We start from the raw sequence: 17,062 nt of genomic DNA on the forward strand, positions 1-17,062 counted from the left end.
GGTGGAGTTCAGGGCAGAGCGCTGGCCGTGGCCGCCAGCTCGTCGAGCAGAAACAGGCTGCGCAGCTCCAGGCCGGCGGCCGTCATGGCCTCAAGGCCACCCTCCTGCCGGTCCACGATGGTCACCACCCGCTCCACCGCATAGCCCGCCTGCCGGAGCTGGTTCACCGCCAGGAGTGAGGAGCCGCCTGTCGTCACCACGTCCTCCAGCACGGTGATCCGGTTGCCGGCCGCCGGCAGGGGACCCTCCAGCCAGGCGCCCGTGCCATGGCCCTTGGCCTGTTTGCGCACGATCAGGGCTGCCAGGTCCCGGCCCTCCAGGGCCGCCCGCAGGGCCACGGCGCTCACGAGGGGATCCGCCCCCAGGGTGAGTCCGGCCACGGCCGCCGCCTCGGCTTCCACCTCGGCCAGCAGCAGCGATCCGAGCAGGGCCAGCCCCACGCCGCTGAGGCTCACGGGCTTGCAGTTCACGTAGTGATCGCTGCTGCGACCCGAGGCCAGGGTGAAACTGCCGCGCCTGTAGGCCTGGCGGGCCAGGCGCTGCAGCAGTTCCTGCCGCATGGCCGACGGCGTTGCGGACGGGGCCAGACAGGTGGGGGGAGAGGGCAAGAGCACGGCTTGGCGATGAACAGGCGGTTCGCTGTGGAAGCAACGAATCTCGGTGGGTAGTCTGCGTTGTAACTGGCATGGGCATGTAAATGAATGCGCGCGCAAGGCTGGTGATCCAACTTCGGGGTGGACGGCTAGGTTCCGACCACCTCAGTGCGCCTGCTGGACGGGCCGTATCCGCCGGACTGGCCGCTTCGCTGGGCCTGCTGGCTGGCGTTCTGGTGGGGGCAGGGCCAACCCAGGCCGGCCCGATGATCTGCACCACCACCCTGGAGGCTCCTCTCGACCAGCCCTCCAGGCCAGGCCTTCCCTCGGCTCCGGTTGAAGTCACCCGTTGCAACGCCCTGCAGACGGTGCCTGATCTGGTGCAACGGCGCTACTACAGCTACACCGCCCCCTTCGCCCAGGCCGTGAGCCTCGGCAATCAGATCACTGAGCTTTTCGGCATCGCCATGGGCGGTGGTGATGGCACCCGGGTGATGGGCCTGGGCTTTTCCGACCAGGCGATCGTCTGGGACAGCACGGCGATCGAAAACACCTTCCGGGCCCTGAACGAGCGTCAGAGCGACCCCATGCCCCTGCGTACGGCGGATGTCTCGAGTGGCTTCAACGGCCACCTCGGCTCCGAGCAGGCCCTGCCCACCGCATGGCAGGACCCCGGCCCAACCTGGTCGCCGCCGCCGCCGGTTCGTGGTCTCTGGTGAGCCCGGTTGGCAGCGAACGATCCACCGTCTCAAGCCACTCCCCGGGGGCCTAGCAATCTGGTGAATGCAGCGGGCTCATAATCCGCCTTAGGCGAGTTCGATCCTCGCGACCCCCATCATGGCTGGCGACCTACGCCGGCGACCGGCCTTAGCGTCAGCAGACGACACCCCCCCAGGACGCCCTCTCCGCGTGCCCCACCCGCTGTTTCCTCCGCCTCGGCCGGCCCGGCTGCACGCCTGGTGATCCTGCTGCTTGCCCTGCCCGTTCTGCTGCTGCTGCAGGCCTTCTTCTCGGCCGGCGAGCTGGCGGTGATCAAGCTCCGCCCCAGCCGTGTGAGCCAGTTGCTCGAGAGTGGCGAACCCGGGGCCAGGGCCGTGGCCGCGCTGCAGCGGCGGCTGCGGCGGGTTCTGGTGGCCACCCAGCTCGGCGCCGTGCTCGCCCTGGTGGCGATCGGCTGGGCTGGCCGCGCGGTGGCCGATCGGTTCACCGAGGCCTGGGCGGCCCTCGGGCTTCCCTCAGCCTGGCTGGATGGAGGGGTGTTTCTGGCCCTGGTGCTGGCGGCCACCGTGCTCGGCGGCCTGGCCCCCAAAGCCTGGGTGCTGCACAGCCCCGAGAGTTCGGCCCTGCGCCTCTCGCCCCTGCTGGTGGCGGTGAGCAGGAGCCTCGCCCCGGTGATCGGCCTGATCGAGCGGATCTCGGCCATCGTGCTGCGGCTGCTGGGCCTGCCCCGCAACTGGGATGAGCTGGTGCCGATGCTGTCCGCCGGTGAGCTGGAAACCCTGATCGAATCGGGCAGTGTCACCGGGCTGATGCCCGATGAGCGCAACATCCTCGAAGGTGTGTTCTCGCTGCGCGACACCCTGGTGCGGGAGGTGATGGTGCCCCGCTCGGGCATGGTCACCCTCCCCATCGACGTGACCTTCGCGGAGCTGATGCGGGCGGTGCATGACACAGCCCACGCCCGCTTCCCCGTGCTGGGCAGCTCCCTCGATGATGTGAAAGGCCTGCTGGATCTGCGGCGCCTGGCCGATCCGATCGCCCGAGGATTGCTCAGTCCCGACACCCCCCTGGCCCCCTTTGTGGTGCCGGTGGCCCAGGTGCAGGAGAGCACCCCCCTGGCCGAGCTGCTGCCCCTGATCCGCAGCGGCCAGCCGCTGCTGGTGGTGGTGGATGAGCACGGCGGCACCGAGGGCCTGGTCACCGTGGCTGACCTCACCAGCGAGATCGTCGGAGATGACGACGACCCCCGGGAGCGGCTCGACGAGCTGCAGCAGCTCAGGGAAGGCTGCTGGTTGGCGGTGGGCGATCTCGAGATCGTGGAACTGAACCGGCAGTTGCCTGTGCCCCTGCCTGAAGCGGAGGGCCACCACACCCTGGCGGGCTTCCTCCTGGAGCGGCTGCAGCACATCCCCGCCGCTGGCGAGAGCCTGCGCTGGAAGGGCTACCACTTCCGCATCCTGGCCATGGAGGGTCCGCGGATCGCCCAGGTGGAGATCGAGCGGCGTCCCGACAGCAGCCCATTGGCGGCAGCCCAGGAGGCCGATGGCTCAGAGCGGCAGCAGGGGAGCGGCGATCATTGATAATTCACGCGGTTTGCACGCCCCTGCCATGAACCCTGTGCGCGTGGGTGTCATCGGCATCGGCAACATGGGCTGGCACCACGCCCGGGTGCTGAGCCTGATCAAGGATGCCCACCTGGTGGGGGTGGCCGACCCGGATCCCCGCCGCGGCGCCCTGGCCACCGACCAGTTCGGCTGTCCCTGGCACGCCGGCTTCGAGCAGCTCCTGCCCCTGGTGGATGCGGTCTGCATCGCCGTGCCCACCCTGCAGCACCACGCCGTGGGGATGCGCTGCCTGGAGGCCGGCAAGCACGTGCTGATCGAGAAGCCGATTGCCGCCAGCCGCGAGGAGGCCGCTGCCCTGATCCAGGCTGCCGAGGCCGCGGGTGTGCTGCTTCAGGTGGGCCACATTGAGCGCTTCAATCCCGCCTTCCGCGAACTGATGAAGGTGGTGGCCAGCGAGGAGGTGGTGGTGCTGGAGGCCCGGCGCCACAGCCCCCACCCCGACCGGGCCAACGACGTGTCCGTGGTGCTGGACCTGATGATCCACGACATCGACCTGGTGCTGGAGCTGGCCGGTGCGCCCGTGGTGCGCCTGGCGGCGGCGGGGGGACGCTCCGCCGAGGGCCCGATCGACTACGTCAACGCCACCCTGGCCTTCGCCAACGGGGTGGTGGCCAGCCTCACCGCCAGCAAGATGGCCCACCGCAAGATCCGCAGCCTCAGCGCCCACTGCCGCTCCTCCCTGGTGGAGACCGACTTCCTCAACCGCACCCTGCACATTCACCGCCGTGCCCATGAGACCGTGAGCGCCGAGCACGGTGAGCTCGTGTACCGCTCCGATGGTGTGATCGAGGAGGTGAGCACCACCTCGATCGAGCCGCTCTACGCCGAACTCGAGCACTTTCTGCAGTGCGTGAGGGGCCGGGAGGTGCCGGCGGTGGATGGTCTGCAGGCGTCGCGGGCGCTGCTGCTGGCCGATCTGATCGAGGACTGCGTCGAGCAGCCCAGCCTCTCGATGACCCTGGAGCAGCCGATCTGAACCGCCTGCTCAGGCCTCCAGGGTGAGCTGGCGCAGAGCTTCGAGCTGCCAGGCGCGGCAGTCGGCTGGAGAGGCCTGGTAGAAGGCCTCCCAGGCTCCGGCCTTGAACTGGCCGTAGTCCTCGGGTGGCACCTCGGGATGGCGCTGTTGCCAGCCGACCCGCACGGCATGGCCGATCACCACGTCGAGGGCGAGGTCGTCGTCGAAACGCACCTGCGGGTTCGCCCCCACGAAGGCCATCAGGGTCATCAGGGTTTCGGTGCAGAGCTGCCGGTATTCCGGGGCCTCGATCTTGCTGAGCAGGTGCTCGATCAGAGCGGCGAAGTTCTTCTCCCCGGGCGTTTTCTCACTCAGCAACGGCCCGCTGGCCAGGCGGTTGCGGCGCTCCAGCTTGTCGCCGATCACGATGCCGCGGCAGTGGTGCAGCAACTCCCAGACCCCGGCATAGAAGTGGCGTGGCACCTGGCTGAGGGCCCCCAGGCGGATGCGGTGCTGCAGCCAGTTTCCGGCCTTGGGCAGCTCCTCCAGCGGTGGCGGCACACTCCAGCGCACCCGCCCGCTCAGGTGCAGCTGCTCCTTGCGCATCAGCGAGGCCTTGGCGTGCTCCACATCGGCCAGCAGGGTCTGCAGCCGTCGCCGCACGGCGTGGGGTGGCTGGGCGCAGAGGGCCTCGAAGGCCTCGCTGGGGCTGAGGTCGGCCTCGGCGGCCAGCTCACTGGTGAGCAGCAGCACCAGCTGGCCGAGCTGCAGGGTGAGGCTGCCGCTGAGCAGCCGGGGCTCGTGGCGGGCCAGGCCGTCGAGGGCCAGCAACAGTTCCTGCTGCAGCATCCACTCGCGGCTGTCCTCACCACTGAAGCGCCGGATCATCGCCGCGATCGCGGCGCTGCCCTGGGGCTCACTCAGCAGCGAATCGCCGGTGTAGTTGCGGCCCACCACCACCTGGCGCTGCCGCACCAGCAGGTCCGTGAGGGCATCCTCCAGCTGGGGGTGCACCAGCTCCAGCCAGCCGGCCGTGCGGCGCACCACGTCCCAGTCGGCCTCCACCAGGGCCCGGTGGTACACCTCCTCCAGCAGCCTGCGCACGGCCACCGGCTCGCTGCCTTGCGGTCCGTGCAGCTGCGCCCCCAGCCCGAGACGGCGCACCAGCTGTTCCAGCACCTCCGCCTGCTCCTCGAGGGAGGTGCTCTGCCAGAGCCGCTCGCCCAGCTCGCCGATGGAGAGATCGTCGCGTTCGAGGTCCTGTTCCTCTGCGGCCGAGAGCGGTGCCTGGCGCCGGCTGGCCTGCAGCGGCAGGTCCGCCGCTGGCTCAGGGCCTGCCGCTGCGGCGCCCGTGGCCGCCTCGGCGGGCAACGACACCCAGTGGGCCTGGTCGGCCAGGTCCTCAAGGCGGGCCAGCTGTACCGGCACGCCCCCCACTTCTCCTGCCTGCAGCTGGGCCCCCAGGGCCAGAAACGCCTCCGGCTCCCGCCCGAAGACGGCCTCGGCCACGGGGATCAGCAGCAGTGGGGCGCCCGTGCCGCGCCACTGGCGCTGCAGCATGCGCAGCTCGGCCTGCACTGTGTCGACCAGCTGCTCGGCATCGTCGGCCAGGTAGAAGGTGCCCTCCTCCAGTACGGCCGGCACGAAGGCCAGGGCATCCTCTTCGCCCGCTGCACCTGGCCGTGGGCAGCGGTAGAGCCGGGCCGTGGCGAGGGTTTCCATCCGCACGGGGGGGTGCCCGGTGAGGCTCAGGCGGGCGTTGGCCCCCACCTGAGCCAGGCGCCTGCCAAGGGCCGACGATCCCTGGACTGCGATCCGGCTGGCTTGCTCAGCCGCCCCGCCACTGCTGGGCAGGCCGTGCTGCGCCAGCACAGCGGCCACGGAGGCGCTGCCGGGCACCAGGGCCACCAGCACCTGCTCCGCTCCTGCCGGTTCCGGCCTGCGGCGGCCGCAGGGGTCGAGGTCGGCGGGGGTGATCAGCCCCGCCAGCAGCAGGTCCCCCAGCCAGGTGAGGCTCTGGGTCCAGAGCAGCGGCACGTTGGCGTTCGGCTGGCGCGGCTGGCTGCCCGGCTGGCGCCGCTCCCGCTCCACCGCCTCCGCTGGCACCAGGTAGAGCTCCGGCAGCAGCGGCACGTCGCCCTGCAGCACGCTCACGCTGGCCAGGCGGCCGCGCCACTGGCGGGCCTCGCTCCAGCGCTCCTCGCAGCAGGCCGTGACCAGCTCGTAGGCCCAGAACAGCGGCCATTCGCACTCGATGTGCTCGAACTGGGCCAGCTCCTCGCGCTCGTAGTGGAGGCGGGTGTGGTCTTCCACCACGGTCTGGTGACCGTCACGGCGGAAGCGCTTGTAGCCGTAGGCGCCGCCCAGCTCGGCGCGGATCTTGTTGCGGGTGCGCTCGGCCAGCTCGCGGTCTTCCACGGCCCAGGCGGGGTAGCCGATCACGGCCAGACAGGCGGCATCGGCCTCCTTGCTGCCGGATTCCCGCGGCAGCATGCCATCGAGGGCCCGGCGCAGTCGCACGATGGCGTCGTGGGGGATCACCAGGCAGCAGCTGCCGTCGCCGTGGGGCCCGTAGAGGTCGAGGTCGTCGAGGGCTTCAAGGGCCGCCTTCACCAGTCCGATCGAGCTGGCATTGCGCTCCGGCAGGCCGTGGTTGCCCTTGTCGCCGCGCTCCCAGATGCCGTAGTCGGCCACCCGGTAGGCCCGGGCCACGTAGTACACCAGGTTCTGCACGAAATCTCTCTCGTGGCTGCTGCGCACCACCACGAGGCCGCTGCGGGTGAGCTGGGCGAGCTGCAGCAGGAACAGGGCGGTGGCGTCGAGTTGCAGGTGGCCCCAGCCGTCGTCAGGCACCACGGGGGAGCCGCTGCTGGTGTCGAACTTGGCGTGCAGGGCGTCGCGGCGGTCGAGGCTGTGCTTGAAGCGCTCCACCTTGGTGGCCTGACGCTCCATGGCATTGAGCAGGCCCCGCATCAGCAGCAGCACCCGCTGCTCGAGCTCGAAGGCCCGCCGGCAGGGACCGCGCAGCCGCCGGTGGGCCAGGGCCAGCCCCCACACGCACTGGATCGAGTACACGCCATCGCGCACCCAGGCATCGCCGTAGTTGCCGTGCACGGTGTTGGCGGTGCTGGCCGGCAGCAGCCCGCTGATCGGGTCCTGCCGGTTGAGCACCACCGCAGAGATCTGCTGGTCCAGCTCCGCCAGCAGCTCGGCGGCAGGCTGGTCAACCATCGCCACCGGACTGGGCGGCTTGGGGGCCATCTCGGACTGGGGCATGCGGGGCAGCGGGGAGGGCCAGGGCAAGGGGTGGCCATAGATTCTCTCGCGCAGCGGCACGCTCCATGGCAGCAATGGCAACGGCAGCCCCATCCCCGGGCCGTCGCACCCGGGTGCTCGGCGTGCCCATCGACGCCTGCCCGGATGTGCGGGCGGCCGCCCTGGCCCTGCACGCCCGCGGCGGCGGTCAGATCGTCACGCTCAATGCCGAGATGACCATGGCCGCCCTGGCCGACCCGGCCCTGGGCGCCGCCATCGCCGCCGCCGACCTGGTGATTCCCGACGGGGCCGGCGTGGTGTGGGCCCTTGGGCGCCAGGGGCTGCGGGTGCCTCGCGCTCCCGGCATCGAACTGGCCCATGCCCTGCTGGAGCATGCCGCCGGGGCCGGCTGGCGGGTGGCCCTGGTGGGCGGCTCGCCCCAGGTGATGGGCTTACTGCGCCGGAAACTTGAGGCCACGCTGCCCGCTCTGCAGCTGGTGCTGGCTGTGGATGGCTACCAACCCGCCGAGGCCTGGCCTGGCCTGGAGCGCCAGCTGCTGGCTGCTCCTGCGGATCTGGTGCTGGTGGCTCTGGGGGTTCCCCGGCAGGAACTCTGGATCCGGCGGCTGGCGGGGCAGCGCACGGGCCTGTGGATGGGGGTGGGCGGCAGCTTTGACGTGTGGGCCGGAGTCAAGACCCGGGCACCCGGCTGGATGGGCAGGCTGCACCTGGAGTGGCTCTACCGGCTGATTCAGGAGCCGAGCCGCTGGCGTCGCATGCTCGCCCTGCCCCACTTCGTGTGGAAGGTGCTGCGCCAGGGCTGAGGATCAGCGGAAGCCCACGGAGGCCTGCCACACGAAGGCGAGCAGCAGAAAGAAGAAGGGGATGATCGGCAGGATGTCCACCAGGGGACCGAAGGCCTGGTAGGCCTCAGGCAGCTGGGCCAGGCTGGAGCCCGAAAGGTGGTGCATTGAAGCGTGAGCCAGCAGCGCGGAGACGACCATCCCTGCAGATCCATCAGCGAGAGGCGGACGCTACCACGTGTGGGCGGCCTCAGAGTGCGGTTCCCAGGGAGCGAAATCCTCTGCAAAACAGCCCTCGCGGATCGCCTGGGCCATGGCGTTGCTGAACCGCTGCAGCTGGGTGATGTTGTGGAGGCTGAGCAGGATGCGGGCCAGCATCTCGCCAGCGCGGATCAGGTGGTGCAGGTAGGCCCGGGTGTGGCTGCGGCAGGCGGGGCAGGGGCAGCCGCTGTCGAGGGGGGTGTGGTCGTGGCGGAAGCGGGCATTGCGCAGATTCCAGCGTTCGCCACCCACCAGCGCCGTGCCGTGCCGGCCCAGCCGGGTGGGCAGCACGCAGTCGAACAGATCGAAGCCATGGGCCACGGCCACGGCCATCTCCCGCAGGCTGCCCACCCCCATCAGGTAGTGGGGCGTGTGCTCGGGCAGGAGCGGGCCCACCTGGCGCACGATCCGATGCATCTCCTCCACCGGTTCACCCACGCTCACCCCACCCACGGCGATGCCGGGCAGGTTCATCGAGGCCACCACCCGGGCTGACTCGGCCCGCAGCCGCGGGTAGCAGCCGCCCTGCACGATGCCGAACAGGGCCTGGCCGGGCTGCTGATGGCTGGCCAGGCAGCGCTCCAGCCAGGTGTGGGTGCGGCGGCAGGCGGACTCCACCTCGGCCTCGCTGGCCGGGTAGGGGGGGCACTGGTCGAAGGCCATGGCCACGTCGGCGCCGAGGGCCATCTGGATCGCCATCGCCCGCTCCGGCGTGAGCACGATGCGGCTGCCGTCCCGGGGCGAGCGGAAGGTCACGCCGTCGTCGTCGATGCGGTTGATGCCGGCGAGGCTGAACACCTGGTAGCCGCCGGAGTCGGTGAGCAGGGGTCCGGACCAGCCCATGAACCGGTGCAGCCCGCCTGCTTCGGCCACGATCGCCTCACCGGGCTGCAGGTGCAGGTGGTAGGTGTTGGCCAGCACCATCTCCGCCCCGGTGGCGGCCAGCTGGGGGGCCATGACCCCCTTCACCGTGGCCAGGGTGCCCACCGGCATGAAGCGGGGCGTGGTCACCGGACCGTGGGGGGTCTGGAAGCAGCCACAGCGGGCCCGGGTGCGGGGACAGCGGGCTGTGGCCGTGAAGCTGAAGGGTGGCGGTGTGAAGCTGATGGGGCCGCGCCGGCGCTGCTCCGACGCTAGAGGTCGTCTGCCTGTGTCCAGGGAACCCCGCCACGCTGCCCGCTCTGCGCCCGACTGGTTGCGGGACCTGGCTGGGGCCTGGATCTTCTACACCGTGCTGCCGGGCTGGCCCTGGATCCGCCCGCGCTTCGAGCGCATCGCCCGCTTCGCGCCGCTCATCGGCCTGGTGCTGGGCGGTCTGCAGGCCCTGGTCTGGCTGGGCACCGCCGGCTGGCTGCCGCTGGGGGCGCAGGTGCTCCTGGTGATCGCCCTCGCCCTGGGGCTCAGCGGTGGGCTCCACCACGACGGCGCCCTCGACACCGCCGACGGTCTGGGGGCCGGCCCCCGGGCCCTGGAGGCCATGGCTGACAGCCGCGTGGGCGCCGCCGCCGTGCAGGCGGCCCTGCTGCTGGCTCTGCTGCGGGGGGCCGGCCTGGTGTGCCTGGCGGGCGCGGCCCCCATGGCCCTGCTGTGGACGGGCTTCTGGGGGCGGCTGTCGCCGCTGCTGGCGATGGCCCGCTTCCCCTACCTGCGCCAGGATCCCGCCGCCGGCGGCAGCGCCGGGTTCCACCGCCGTCACTGGCGAGGCCTGCGCCGGGAGCTGCTGCCTGCCCTGCTGGCCGGGCCCCTGGTGGCTGGCCTGGCGCTGATGCTGGATCCGCCCCGGGCCCAGGCAGCGGGGAGCTTCGGCTGGCTGCCGCTGCTGGGGCTCGTGCCCGCCGTGCTGGTGCCGTTCTGGCTGGGGCGCCGCCTCGGCGGCCACAGCGGCGACAGTTACGGCGCCTGCGTGGAGTGGAGCGAAGCCCTGGCCCTGCTGCTCATGGGGCTGGTGCTGCGGGCGCTGGCAGGCTGAGGCAGAAGGCATTGCCGTGCGCCGGCAGGGCAGGGTCAAGGTCTGCCGGGGCGTTGCACAGCACCAGCTCGCCGCCGAGGTGGCGGGCCAGATCGGCGGCCAGCGCCAGGCCGAGGCCGCTGCCGGGCTGGGCGGCGCCCGCCGTGCCCCGCTCCCCCCTGCGAAAAATCCGCTGGCGCTCCGGTGCAGGGATCGGTGGCCCCCCGTCCCACACCACCAGCTGCCAGCCCCCTGCTGGCGTGGGCCGGCACTGCAGCCCCACCGCCGAGCCGGAGGAGCTGTAGCGAAAGGCGTTCTCGAGCAGGTTGGCCACGATTTCAGCCACCGCCCCGCTGTCGCCCTGCCACTGGGGCAGGGCCTGGGGCCCCTGCCAGGGGCGCCCCTGCAGGGCCGCGGTGGCGCAGGCCCGCTGCACCAGGCGCTCCAACAGGTCCGCCAGGGGCTGGCTGGCGGCCCCGCCGAGGCTGGGCGGCAGCAGCAGCGGCCCCGGTCCAGGCTCCTGGGCCGGCTCGAGGTTGCCACCGCCGAGGCGATCGATGGCGTCCACGTAGCGCTGCAGCTGCCGCTCCTCCTGCAGCAATCCCTCCACCAGAGGGCGGTTGCGCTCATCCCCGTCCAGCCGCCGCAGCAGCAGCTGACCGAAGGTGCGCAGGGCGGCGAGGGGATTGCGCAGTTGATGCAGCAGCACGGTGAGTTGCTCGTGCTGGGCGAGCAGCTGCTGTTGCAGGCGCTGTTGCTCCAGGTCGAGGCAGAGCCCCTCGGTGAGGCAGAGGGCCACGGCCTGCAGGCGCTGGCGCAGCGGCTCGGGCCAGGGCAGCGCCGCGGTGTCGACCTGCAGGGCACCCAGCAGCACACCGCCGTGACGCAGCGGCAGCCAGCGGCGCAGATCGGCCACGGCGGTCAGCGGATTGTCGAGGGCCACCGCCGCAAGTGTGCGATTCGCCATCGGCCACTGGCCTACTGGCAGTAGCTGCGGGCTCTTGCCCTCACCCACGTCTGCCACGTACACCACCAGCGAGGTCACGTCGGGCCGGTCGGCGAACTGGGCGAGCTGGAACTGCAGCAGGCTGAGAAAGCGCTTGGAGACAGCCATCACCTCGGCCCCGGGCAGCAATCCAGAAACAAATTTGGCGGAACGTGAAGCAAACCGAGAAAAGAAGCTTAATATCTCGGTATCGACCACTACTCCCTGAGCCGTCCTGGGCCTGGAGCAGCGTCTGGTCCGCTTCAGTTGCGCTTTTGCTCAAACGAAGCTACAGCAGTGGCAGGGCAGTCCGTCCAACGGGCCGTCCCTCCTGCTGGGTTCCGCGCCTTAAGGGCTTTGCGGAATCTGCCGACGCTGCTCTGCCAGTTCTGCGGCCACGGTCGGTTGCGCCACCCTTTGGATGCTGCCCAGCGTCCATCCAGTCCGCCAGCCCCAGGGCTTCCGGGTTCACCCCTTCCGGCCTCCATGCGCCGGTTCCCTTCCCTCGGTTCCACGCCGCCGGTCCATGGCCATCGGGTCCTCCCCGCCCGGCCTCTCCAGTCCCCTCTCTCTCCCCGCCGCGGGAGCTGCCTCCATGTCGAAGAAGCGCAAGCGGATCAGCCGCCGTCGTCTTGCCGGTCAGCGCGTCCTGGCCCATGTCTCCACGTTCAACCTGGAGACCGGCTCCCACAAGCCCGTGACGGCTGCCCGCCGTTACATCGCCGAACAGGCCCTGGTGCCGCCGGCCCTGCTCAACGTGCGCCGCAACGAGCACACCACCGACCGCTTCTTCTGGGGTGAGAAGGGCCTGTTCAGCGCCCAGTACGCCGAGGAGAACCACTTCCTGTTCCCATCGCTGCGCTCCATCGTCGACAGCATCGGTGAAGAGGTGCTGTTCGAGGGCATCGAGGCCCTCGCCTCCGACGACTGGGAGGAGATGGAAGAGTACGAGTACGCCTTCGTCTGATCCACACCGCTTCTGAGTCAGCTCAGGCCTCCATCCAGGCGTCCGTGATGGCGCTGCGGATGGAGGGAATCAGGGCCATGTCGATCGTGTGGCCGCCCGGGAAGCCCAGCAGTTCCACGCCATGGCCGCCGGCCCGCAGCCGCTCGGACAGTTCGACGCTGGCGGCGAAGGGCACCACCGGATCCTGCTGGCCGTGGGTGAGCAGCACAGGGAAGCTCTGGTGGTCTCCGCCGCAGAGTTGCCAGTCAGGGTGGGGGTAGCCGCTGCAGCCCACCACCCCAGCCACGGGCAGGCCGGCCCCGCCGCTGGCCACGTCCAGCGCCATGGCGGCACCCTGGGAGAAGCCCAGCAGCACCGTGCGCCGCAGCGGCACCTCCTGACCCAGGGCCTCCAGCCGCTGGCGTAGGCCCTCCAGGGCCCCAGGCAGTTCGGGCCAGCCGCTCTGCTGCAGGTCGTACCACTGCCGCCCCGCACCGCTGGGGTGCAGGCCAGGGGCCCGCAGGGCCACCACGCTGGTGTCTGCGTTCACCAGCAGGTCGGCCAGATCGAGCAGGTCGTCGGCGTCGGCGCCCCAGCCGTGCAGCAGCACCAGCCGCCGATCGCCGCTGCTGGGCCCCCGACGCAGCAGCGCCTCGGCCGGTGGCGGTTGGGGTGCGGGCACGGCGTGGAGCAGGGCTGGCGGCAGCAGTCTGGGCCACGGGCCGCTGCGTAGGTTGGCCTTCTGCCCCTGCCCAGCTGCCACCATGGCCCCCACGGCTCTCCTGAGCGTCTCCAACAAGGATGGTCTGGTGCCCCTGGCCCAGGGCCTGATCGCGGCGGGCTACCGGTTGATCTCCAGCGGTGGCACCGCGGCGGCGCTGCAGACCGCGGGCCTGGCGGTGACCCGGGTGGCCGAGCACACCGGCGCTCCGGAAATCCTGGGGGGCCGGGTCAAGACCCTCCATCCCCGCATCCATGGCGGCATCCTGGCGCGGCGCCAGGACCCCTCCCACCAGGCGGATCTGGACGCCCAGGCCATCGACCCGATCGACGTGGTGGTGGTGAACCTCTACCCCTTCCGCGAAACCGTGGCCGACCCAGCCGTGCCGTTCGACACCGCCATCGAGACCATCGACATCGGAGGGCCGGCCATGGTGCGGGCTGCGGCCAAGAACCATGCCGATGTGGCGGTGCTGACCAGCCCCCAGCAGTACGGCGCCTTTCTCGAGGCCCTGGCCGCCGGGCCCCTCCGCCACGATCTGCGCCGGCGCCTCGCCCTGGAGGCCTTTGCCCACACGGCCGCCTATGACGCGGCGATCAGTCGCTGGCTGGCCGAGCGCCTGGCCGCGGAGCCAGGGGCTCCACCAGCGGCTCAGCCAGGGCCTGAAGCCACAGCGGAGCCCCTGCAGCTGGAGCTGCCGGCCCGCCAGGCGCTGCGCTACGGCGAAAATCCCCACCAGCCGGCCACCTGGTACAGCGCCGCCAGCGCCGGCTGGGGCGCGGCGCGGCAACTGCAGGGCAAGGAGCTCAGCTACAACAACCTGATTGACCTCGATGCCGCCCTGGCCACGGTGCGGGAGTTCGGCTACGGCTTGGCCGCCCAGCCCGCGGCGGTGGTGGTCAAGCACACCAACCCCTGCGGTGTGGCCACGGGCAGTGGCTGCGCCGATGCCCTGCACCGCGCCCTGGAGGCCGATCGCGTGTCGGCCTTCGGCGGCATCGTGGCCCTCAACACGCCGGTGGATGGTGCCGCAGCGTCCCATCTCACCAGCCTCTTCCTGGAGTGCGTGGTGGCCCCGGCCTTCGAGCCTGAGGCCAGGGAGCTGCTGGCCGCGAAGGCCAACCTGCGCCTGCTGGAGCTGGACGCCGAGGCGATCGAGCGGGCGCCGCGCCAGCAGCTGCGCACGGTGCTGGGCGGGGTGCTGGCCCAGGAGCTCGACGATCAGCCTGCCGAGCAGAGCAGCTGGCAGGTGTTGAGCCAGCGCCAGCCCACGCCCCAGGAGCTCGCCGACCTGCGCTTCGCCTGGAAGCTGGTGCGCCACGTGCGCTCCAACGCCATCGTGGTGGCCCGGGACGGCCAGAGCCTGGGGGTGGGGGCGGGCCAGATGAACCGGGTGGGGTCGGCCCGGCTCGCCCTGGAGGCCGCCGGGGAGCGGGTGCGCGGGGCCGTGCTGGCCAGTGACGGCTTCTTCCCCTTCGACGACACGGTGCGGCTGGCGGCCGGCCTGGGCATCCGCGCGGTGATCCAGCCAGGCGGCAGCGTGCGGGACAAGGACTCGATCAGAGCCTGCGATGAGCTGGGGCTGGCGATGCTGCTCACCGGCCGACGCCACTTCCTGCACTGAGCCCCAGGCTGGGCTGGACAGCGAGGGGGCGGGGCTCAGTTGTAGTTTCGCTGCATCGTCTCCGCCCCGGCCACGCCATGCCTGAGTCGCTCGCCTACGGCCTCAACTTCCTGCATCCGCTGATGATGTGGAGCCTGCTCGGGCTGTCCGGCTACGGGCTGTTCCTGGGCATCAAGGCCAAAAAACTGCGCACGGCACCCGATGCCGAAACCCGCAAGCTGCTGATCAAGGGCCAGTACGCCAAGCGCCATTTCCAGGTGGGCAGTGTGCTGCTGGCCCTGGTGGTGATCGGCTGCTTCGGCGGCATGGCCGTCACCTACCTCAACAACGGCAAGCTGTTCGTGGGCCCGCACCTGCTGGTGGGGATCGGCATGACCTCGATGGTGGCCCTGGCCGCCTCGCTCACTCCCTTGATGCAGCAGGGCAACCTGATCGCCCGCAAGGCCCACGTGGGGCTGAACATGCTGATGGTCACGCTGTTTCTGTGGCAGGCGGTGAGCGGGATGCAGATTCTCAACAAGATCTGGGAGAACCGCCCAGCCTGAGCTGGCCGTTCAGAACTGCGCCCGCCGCCTGGGGGGAGGCTCCAGGCCGTGGCTGTTGTGGAAATCGTCCTGCACCTTCCATGTGAGCTTGCGGGACACCTGGCGCACGATCTGGCGCAGCAGCCGCTCGCCACTGCTCTGCACCAGGCCATCCGGCAGCAGCGTGATCACCCCGGGCAGACGGATCCAGACGCTGAGGGCCAGATCCCAGCGCACCAGAGTGAGGGGCGCCTCCAGCTCGGCAGTGTTGTCGAGCCGCAGGGACGCCAGGAAGTCCACGTCGTAGAGACCTTCCAGGCCAGTGTCCCCCGCCGGGATGGGCACCGTGAGAATCCGGTAGACCCCCTCGCTCTGGGGCAGCAGCTCCAGGGCGATGGTGGGCTCCACCTCGAAGCCGAAGTTGCCGAAGCGCCCCAGGGTGAGGCTGTAGCCATTGGCGCCGAGGGGCTCCACGGCCATCGGCGCGGCGCAGCGGCTGAACCAGCCCTCGTGGCGATCCAGATAGTGGGCCACCGCCTCCGTGGGGGCCCGCATCTCCATGAGATCGGCGAAGCTGCTCTGGTACAGGCGCACCCGGGAGTCGTCAGACTGGCGCAGCGGCGGAATGTCGTCCCGCTGGGCCGACCCGAGTGGCGCTGTCGACAGGGGGGTGGACGACAACAGCGACGGACGCAACGACAGGTTCAACCGGAACCGGCTCGGCGGACCCAGGTCACGAGCGCATGGCTCCAGCCCAGGGATCGCTGTGCTCACAGTTCCACAGGAACCAATCTAGAGGCCCAGCCTCAGGCCTCGCTCAGCTCGATCAGCCGCTCGATCACCGCCTCCACGATGCGATCCGGAGTGGAGGCCCCGGAGGTGATCCCCACCCGGATCGGTCCCTCCGGCAGGAAGGGCGACTCCTCGGTGAGCTCACCGCCAAGGGGCATGTGCTCGATGCGGTTGCCCGGACCGATGCGTTCGGGGGTGTCGATGTGGAAGGAGCGGATGCCGCGGCTCACGGCGATCTCCTGCAGGTGGGTGGTGTTGGAGGAGTTGTAGCCGCCGATCACCACCATCAGGTCGAGGGGCTCATCCACCAGGGCGAACATGGCGTCCTGGCGCTCCTGGGTGGCATCGCAGATCGTGTTGAAGGCCAGGAAGTGCTCGTTGAGCTCGGCGGGACCATGGCGCTGCAGCATCGTGCGCTCCACCAGCCGGCCGATCTCCTCGGTTTCGCTCTTGAGCATGGTGGTCTGGTTGGCCACCCCGACCCGGATCAGGTCACGGTCGGGATCGAAGCCCGGTGAGCAGGCCTTGGCGAAGCGGGCCATGAAGGCCTCCCGGGCGGCGGTCCGCTGCTCGGCGCTGAGGTTCTGGTTGCCGAGCAGCACGTAGTCGCAAACCAGCTGGGCCTCGGCCAGGTCGAGCACCACCAGGTAGGTGCCGGCAAAGGAGCTGGTGGCCAGCGTTTCCTCATGCTTCACCTTGCCGTGGATGATCGAGGTGAAGGCATGCTTCTTGTGCTTCTCCACGGTGTTCCACACCTTCGACACCCACGGGCAGGTGGTGTCCACGATGTGGCAGCCGCGCTCATTGAGCAGCTGCATCTCCTGCACCGTGGCGCCGAAGGCCGGCAGGATCACCACGTCGCCACCGGCCACGTCGGAGAAGTCCTTCACACCCCCCTCCACGGCGATGAACTGCACGTTCATCTCGCGCAGATGGTCATTCACCGAGGGGTTGTGGATGATCTCGTTGGTGATCCAGATCCGCTCACTGGGGTAGTGGCGGCGGGTCTCGTAGGCCATGGCCACGGCGCGCTCCACACCCCAGCAGAAGCCGAAGGCCTCGGCCAGGCGCACATTCAGCCGGCCGCGCTGCAGCGCGTAGCCGTTGCCCCGCAGCTTGGCCACCAGATCGCTCTGGTAGGCCTGCTCGAGGCTGCCGGCCACCTCTTCGCCCAGGCCGAAGCCGCGGCGGTTGTAGCGCTCCGAGTGGTGCAGGGATCGCTTGAAAGCACGGGTATCCACGGCGGCCCACAGCAGTGGCCGAACTCTATGGGCCTTCGCGCACGGCTGCCGAATCGCCGCAGCAGGGCC

General features: G+C 70.5%; 16 protein-coding genes and 1 tRNA gene. 9 read left to right on the plus strand and 8 right to left on the minus strand.

Translation table 11 applies throughout. From position 1 onward, the window contains the following. Positions 1–8: 8 nt before the first annotated feature. Complete coding sequence (gene pyrE, locus IQ220_RS10695) at positions 9–560, minus strand: orotate phosphoribosyltransferase (protein WP_186697406.1); 552 nt, start codon at positions 558–560, stop codon at positions 9–11. Positions 561–859: 299 nt separating this feature from the next. Here pyrE and IQ220_RS10700 point away from each other — a divergent pair, with 299 nt between their 5' ends. The 4 genes from IQ220_RS10700 to IQ220_RS10715 all read left to right on the plus strand — a co-directional run bounded on the left by IQ220_RS10700 (position 860) and on the right by IQ220_RS10715 (position 3,914). Then, positions 860–1,312 carry an Occludin/ELL family protein gene (locus IQ220_RS10700; protein WP_193914897.1) on the plus strand — a complete coding sequence of 151 codons (453 nt, stop codon included), beginning with the start codon at positions 860–862 and terminating at the stop codon, positions 1,310–1,312. 43 nt (positions 1,313–1,355) lie between these two features. Next, positions 1,356–1,428: transfer RNA gene (locus IQ220_RS10705), tRNA-Ile, on the plus strand. A gap of 127 nt (positions 1,429–1,555) precedes the next feature. After that, a complete protein-coding gene (locus tag IQ220_RS10710; protein WP_193914966.1) occupies positions 1,556–2,893 on the plus strand; it encodes a hemolysin family protein in 1,338 nt (445 codons plus the stop codon). A 28-nt stretch (positions 2,894–2,921) separates the two neighbouring features. Further along, positions 2,922–3,914, plus strand: coding sequence for a Gfo/Idh/MocA family protein (locus IQ220_RS10715; RefSeq protein WP_186697405.1), 993 nt, complete (start codon positions 2,922–2,924; stop codon positions 3,912–3,914). A gap of 9 nt (positions 3,915–3,923) precedes the next feature. Here IQ220_RS10715 and IQ220_RS10720 read toward each other — a convergent pair whose 3' ends face one another. Beyond that, complete coding sequence (locus IQ220_RS10720; protein ID WP_370566427.1) at positions 3,924–7,169, minus strand: glycoside hydrolase family 15 protein; 3,246 nt, start codon at positions 7,167–7,169, stop codon at positions 3,924–3,926. A 65-nt stretch (positions 7,170–7,234) separates the two neighbouring features. Here IQ220_RS10720 and IQ220_RS10725 point away from each other — a divergent pair, with 65 nt between their 5' ends. Next, positions 7,235–7,972: a WecB/TagA/CpsF family glycosyltransferase gene (locus IQ220_RS10725; protein ID WP_193914898.1), complete on the plus strand. Its 738-nt coding sequence runs from the start codon at positions 7,235–7,237 to the stop codon at positions 7,970–7,972. Positions 7,973–7,975: 3 nt separating this feature from the next. Here IQ220_RS10725 and IQ220_RS10730 read toward each other — a convergent pair whose 3' ends face one another. Both IQ220_RS10730 and tgt read right to left on the minus strand, forming a co-directional pair. Beyond that, complete coding sequence (locus IQ220_RS10730) at positions 7,976–8,119, minus strand: photosystem II reaction center protein K (protein WP_186700813.1); 144 nt, start codon at positions 8,117–8,119, stop codon at positions 7,976–7,978. A gap of 63 nt (positions 8,120–8,182) precedes the next feature. Continuing rightward, positions 8,183–9,319: a tRNA guanosine(34) transglycosylase Tgt gene (gene tgt, locus IQ220_RS10735; RefSeq protein ID WP_193914970.1), complete on the minus strand. Its 1,137-nt coding sequence runs from the start codon at positions 9,317–9,319 to the stop codon at positions 8,183–8,185. Between tgt and IQ220_RS10740 the strand changes: the two genes are divergently transcribed. Next, complete coding sequence (locus IQ220_RS10740) at positions 9,204–10,181, plus strand: adenosylcobinamide-GDP ribazoletransferase (RefSeq protein WP_193914972.1); 978 nt, start codon at positions 9,204–9,206, stop codon at positions 10,179–10,181. The two genes, tgt and IQ220_RS10740, sit on opposite strands and share 116 nt — an antisense overlap. On the opposite strand, the gene IQ220_RS10745 is transcribed toward IQ220_RS10740, so the two are convergent. Then, complete coding sequence (locus IQ220_RS10745) at positions 10,147–11,274, minus strand: sensor histidine kinase KdpD (protein ID WP_193914900.1); 1,128 nt, start codon at positions 11,272–11,274, stop codon at positions 10,147–10,149. The genes IQ220_RS10740 and IQ220_RS10745 overlap by 35 nt on opposite strands. A gap of 466 nt (positions 11,275–11,740) precedes the next feature. On the opposite strand from IQ220_RS10745, the gene IQ220_RS10750 reads away from it, so the two are divergent. Next, positions 11,741–12,112, plus strand: a complete 372-nt coding sequence (locus IQ220_RS10750; RefSeq protein ID WP_186697401.1) for a DUF3155 domain-containing protein — start codon at positions 11,741–11,743, stop codon at positions 12,110–12,112. 22 nt (positions 12,113–12,134) lie between these two features. Here IQ220_RS10750 and IQ220_RS10755 read toward each other — a convergent pair whose 3' ends face one another. Then, entirely contained in the window at positions 12,135–12,773 is a 639-nt protein-coding gene (locus IQ220_RS10755; RefSeq protein WP_370566428.1) for an alpha/beta hydrolase, read from the minus strand. Positions 12,774–12,855: 82 nt separating this feature from the next. On the opposite strand from IQ220_RS10755, the gene purH reads away from it, so the two are divergent. Together purH and IQ220_RS10765 are read left to right on the plus strand one after the other, a co-directional pair. Continuing rightward, positions 12,856–14,436, plus strand: coding sequence for a bifunctional phosphoribosylaminoimidazolecarboxamide formyltransferase/IMP cyclohydrolase (gene purH / locus IQ220_RS10760; protein ID WP_193914904.1), 1,581 nt, complete (start codon positions 12,856–12,858; stop codon positions 14,434–14,436). A 77-nt stretch (positions 14,437–14,513) separates the two neighbouring features. Next, on the plus strand, positions 14,514–14,981 hold the full coding sequence (locus IQ220_RS10765; protein ID WP_193815201.1) for a DUF4079 domain-containing protein: 468 nt from the start codon (positions 14,514–14,516) through the stop codon (positions 14,979–14,981). A 9-nt stretch (positions 14,982–14,990) separates the two neighbouring features. On the opposite strand, the gene IQ220_RS10770 is transcribed toward IQ220_RS10765, so the two are convergent. Beyond that, the gene (locus IQ220_RS10770; protein ID WP_370566429.1) at positions 14,991–15,641 is read right to left on the minus strand and encodes a DUF1997 domain-containing protein; all 651 of its coding nucleotides are present in this window, start codon (positions 15,639–15,641) and stop codon (positions 14,991–14,993) included. Positions 15,642–15,766: 125 nt separating this feature from the next. Next, positions 15,767–16,993, minus strand: coding sequence for a 4-hydroxy-3-methylbut-2-enyl diphosphate reductase (locus IQ220_RS10775; protein WP_186697397.1), 1,227 nt, complete (start codon positions 16,991–16,993; stop codon positions 15,767–15,769). Positions 16,994–17,062: the final 69 nt, after the last annotated feature.

This window comes from Cyanobium sp. LEGE 06113 (genome assembly GCF_015207615.1).

Excerpts from the sequence above, each read along its gene's own strand:
- pyrE (WP_186697406.1), bottom strand. The coding sequence starts at position 560 with ATGCGGCAGGAACTGCTGCAGCGCCTGGCCCGCCAGGCCTACAGGCGC.
- IQ220_RS10700 (WP_193914897.1), top strand. The coding sequence starts at position 860 with ATGATCTGCACCACCACCCTGGAGGCTCCTCTCGACCAGCCCTCCAGG.
- IQ220_RS10715 (WP_186697405.1), top strand. The coding sequence starts at position 2,922 with ATGAACCCTGTGCGCGTGGGTGTCATCGGCATCGGCAACATGGGCTGG.
- IQ220_RS10720 (WP_370566427.1), bottom strand. The coding sequence starts at position 7,169 with ATGCCCCAGTCCGAGATGGCCCCCAAGCCGCCCAGTCCGGTGGCGATG.
- IQ220_RS10725 (WP_193914898.1), top strand. The coding sequence starts at position 7,235 with ATGGCAGCAATGGCAACGGCAGCCCCATCCCCGGGCCGTCGCACCCGG.
- IQ220_RS10730 (WP_186700813.1), bottom strand. The coding sequence starts at position 8,119 with ATGCACCACCTTTCGGGCTCCAGCCTGGCCCAGCTGCCTGAGGCCTAC.
- IQ220_RS10740 (WP_193914972.1), top strand. The coding sequence starts at position 9,204 with ATGAAGCGGGGCGTGGTCACCGGACCGTGGGGGGTCTGGAAGCAGCCA.
- IQ220_RS10745 (WP_193914900.1), bottom strand. The coding sequence starts at position 11,274 with ATGGCTGTCTCCAAGCGCTTTCTCAGCCTGCTGCAGTTCCAGCTCGCC.
- IQ220_RS10750 (WP_186697401.1), top strand. The coding sequence starts at position 11,741 with ATGTCGAAGAAGCGCAAGCGGATCAGCCGCCGTCGTCTTGCCGGTCAG.
- purH (WP_193914904.1), top strand. The coding sequence starts at position 12,856 with ATGGCCCCCACGGCTCTCCTGAGCGTCTCCAACAAGGATGGTCTGGTG.
- IQ220_RS10765 (WP_193815201.1), top strand. The coding sequence starts at position 14,514 with ATGCCTGAGTCGCTCGCCTACGGCCTCAACTTCCTGCATCCGCTGATG.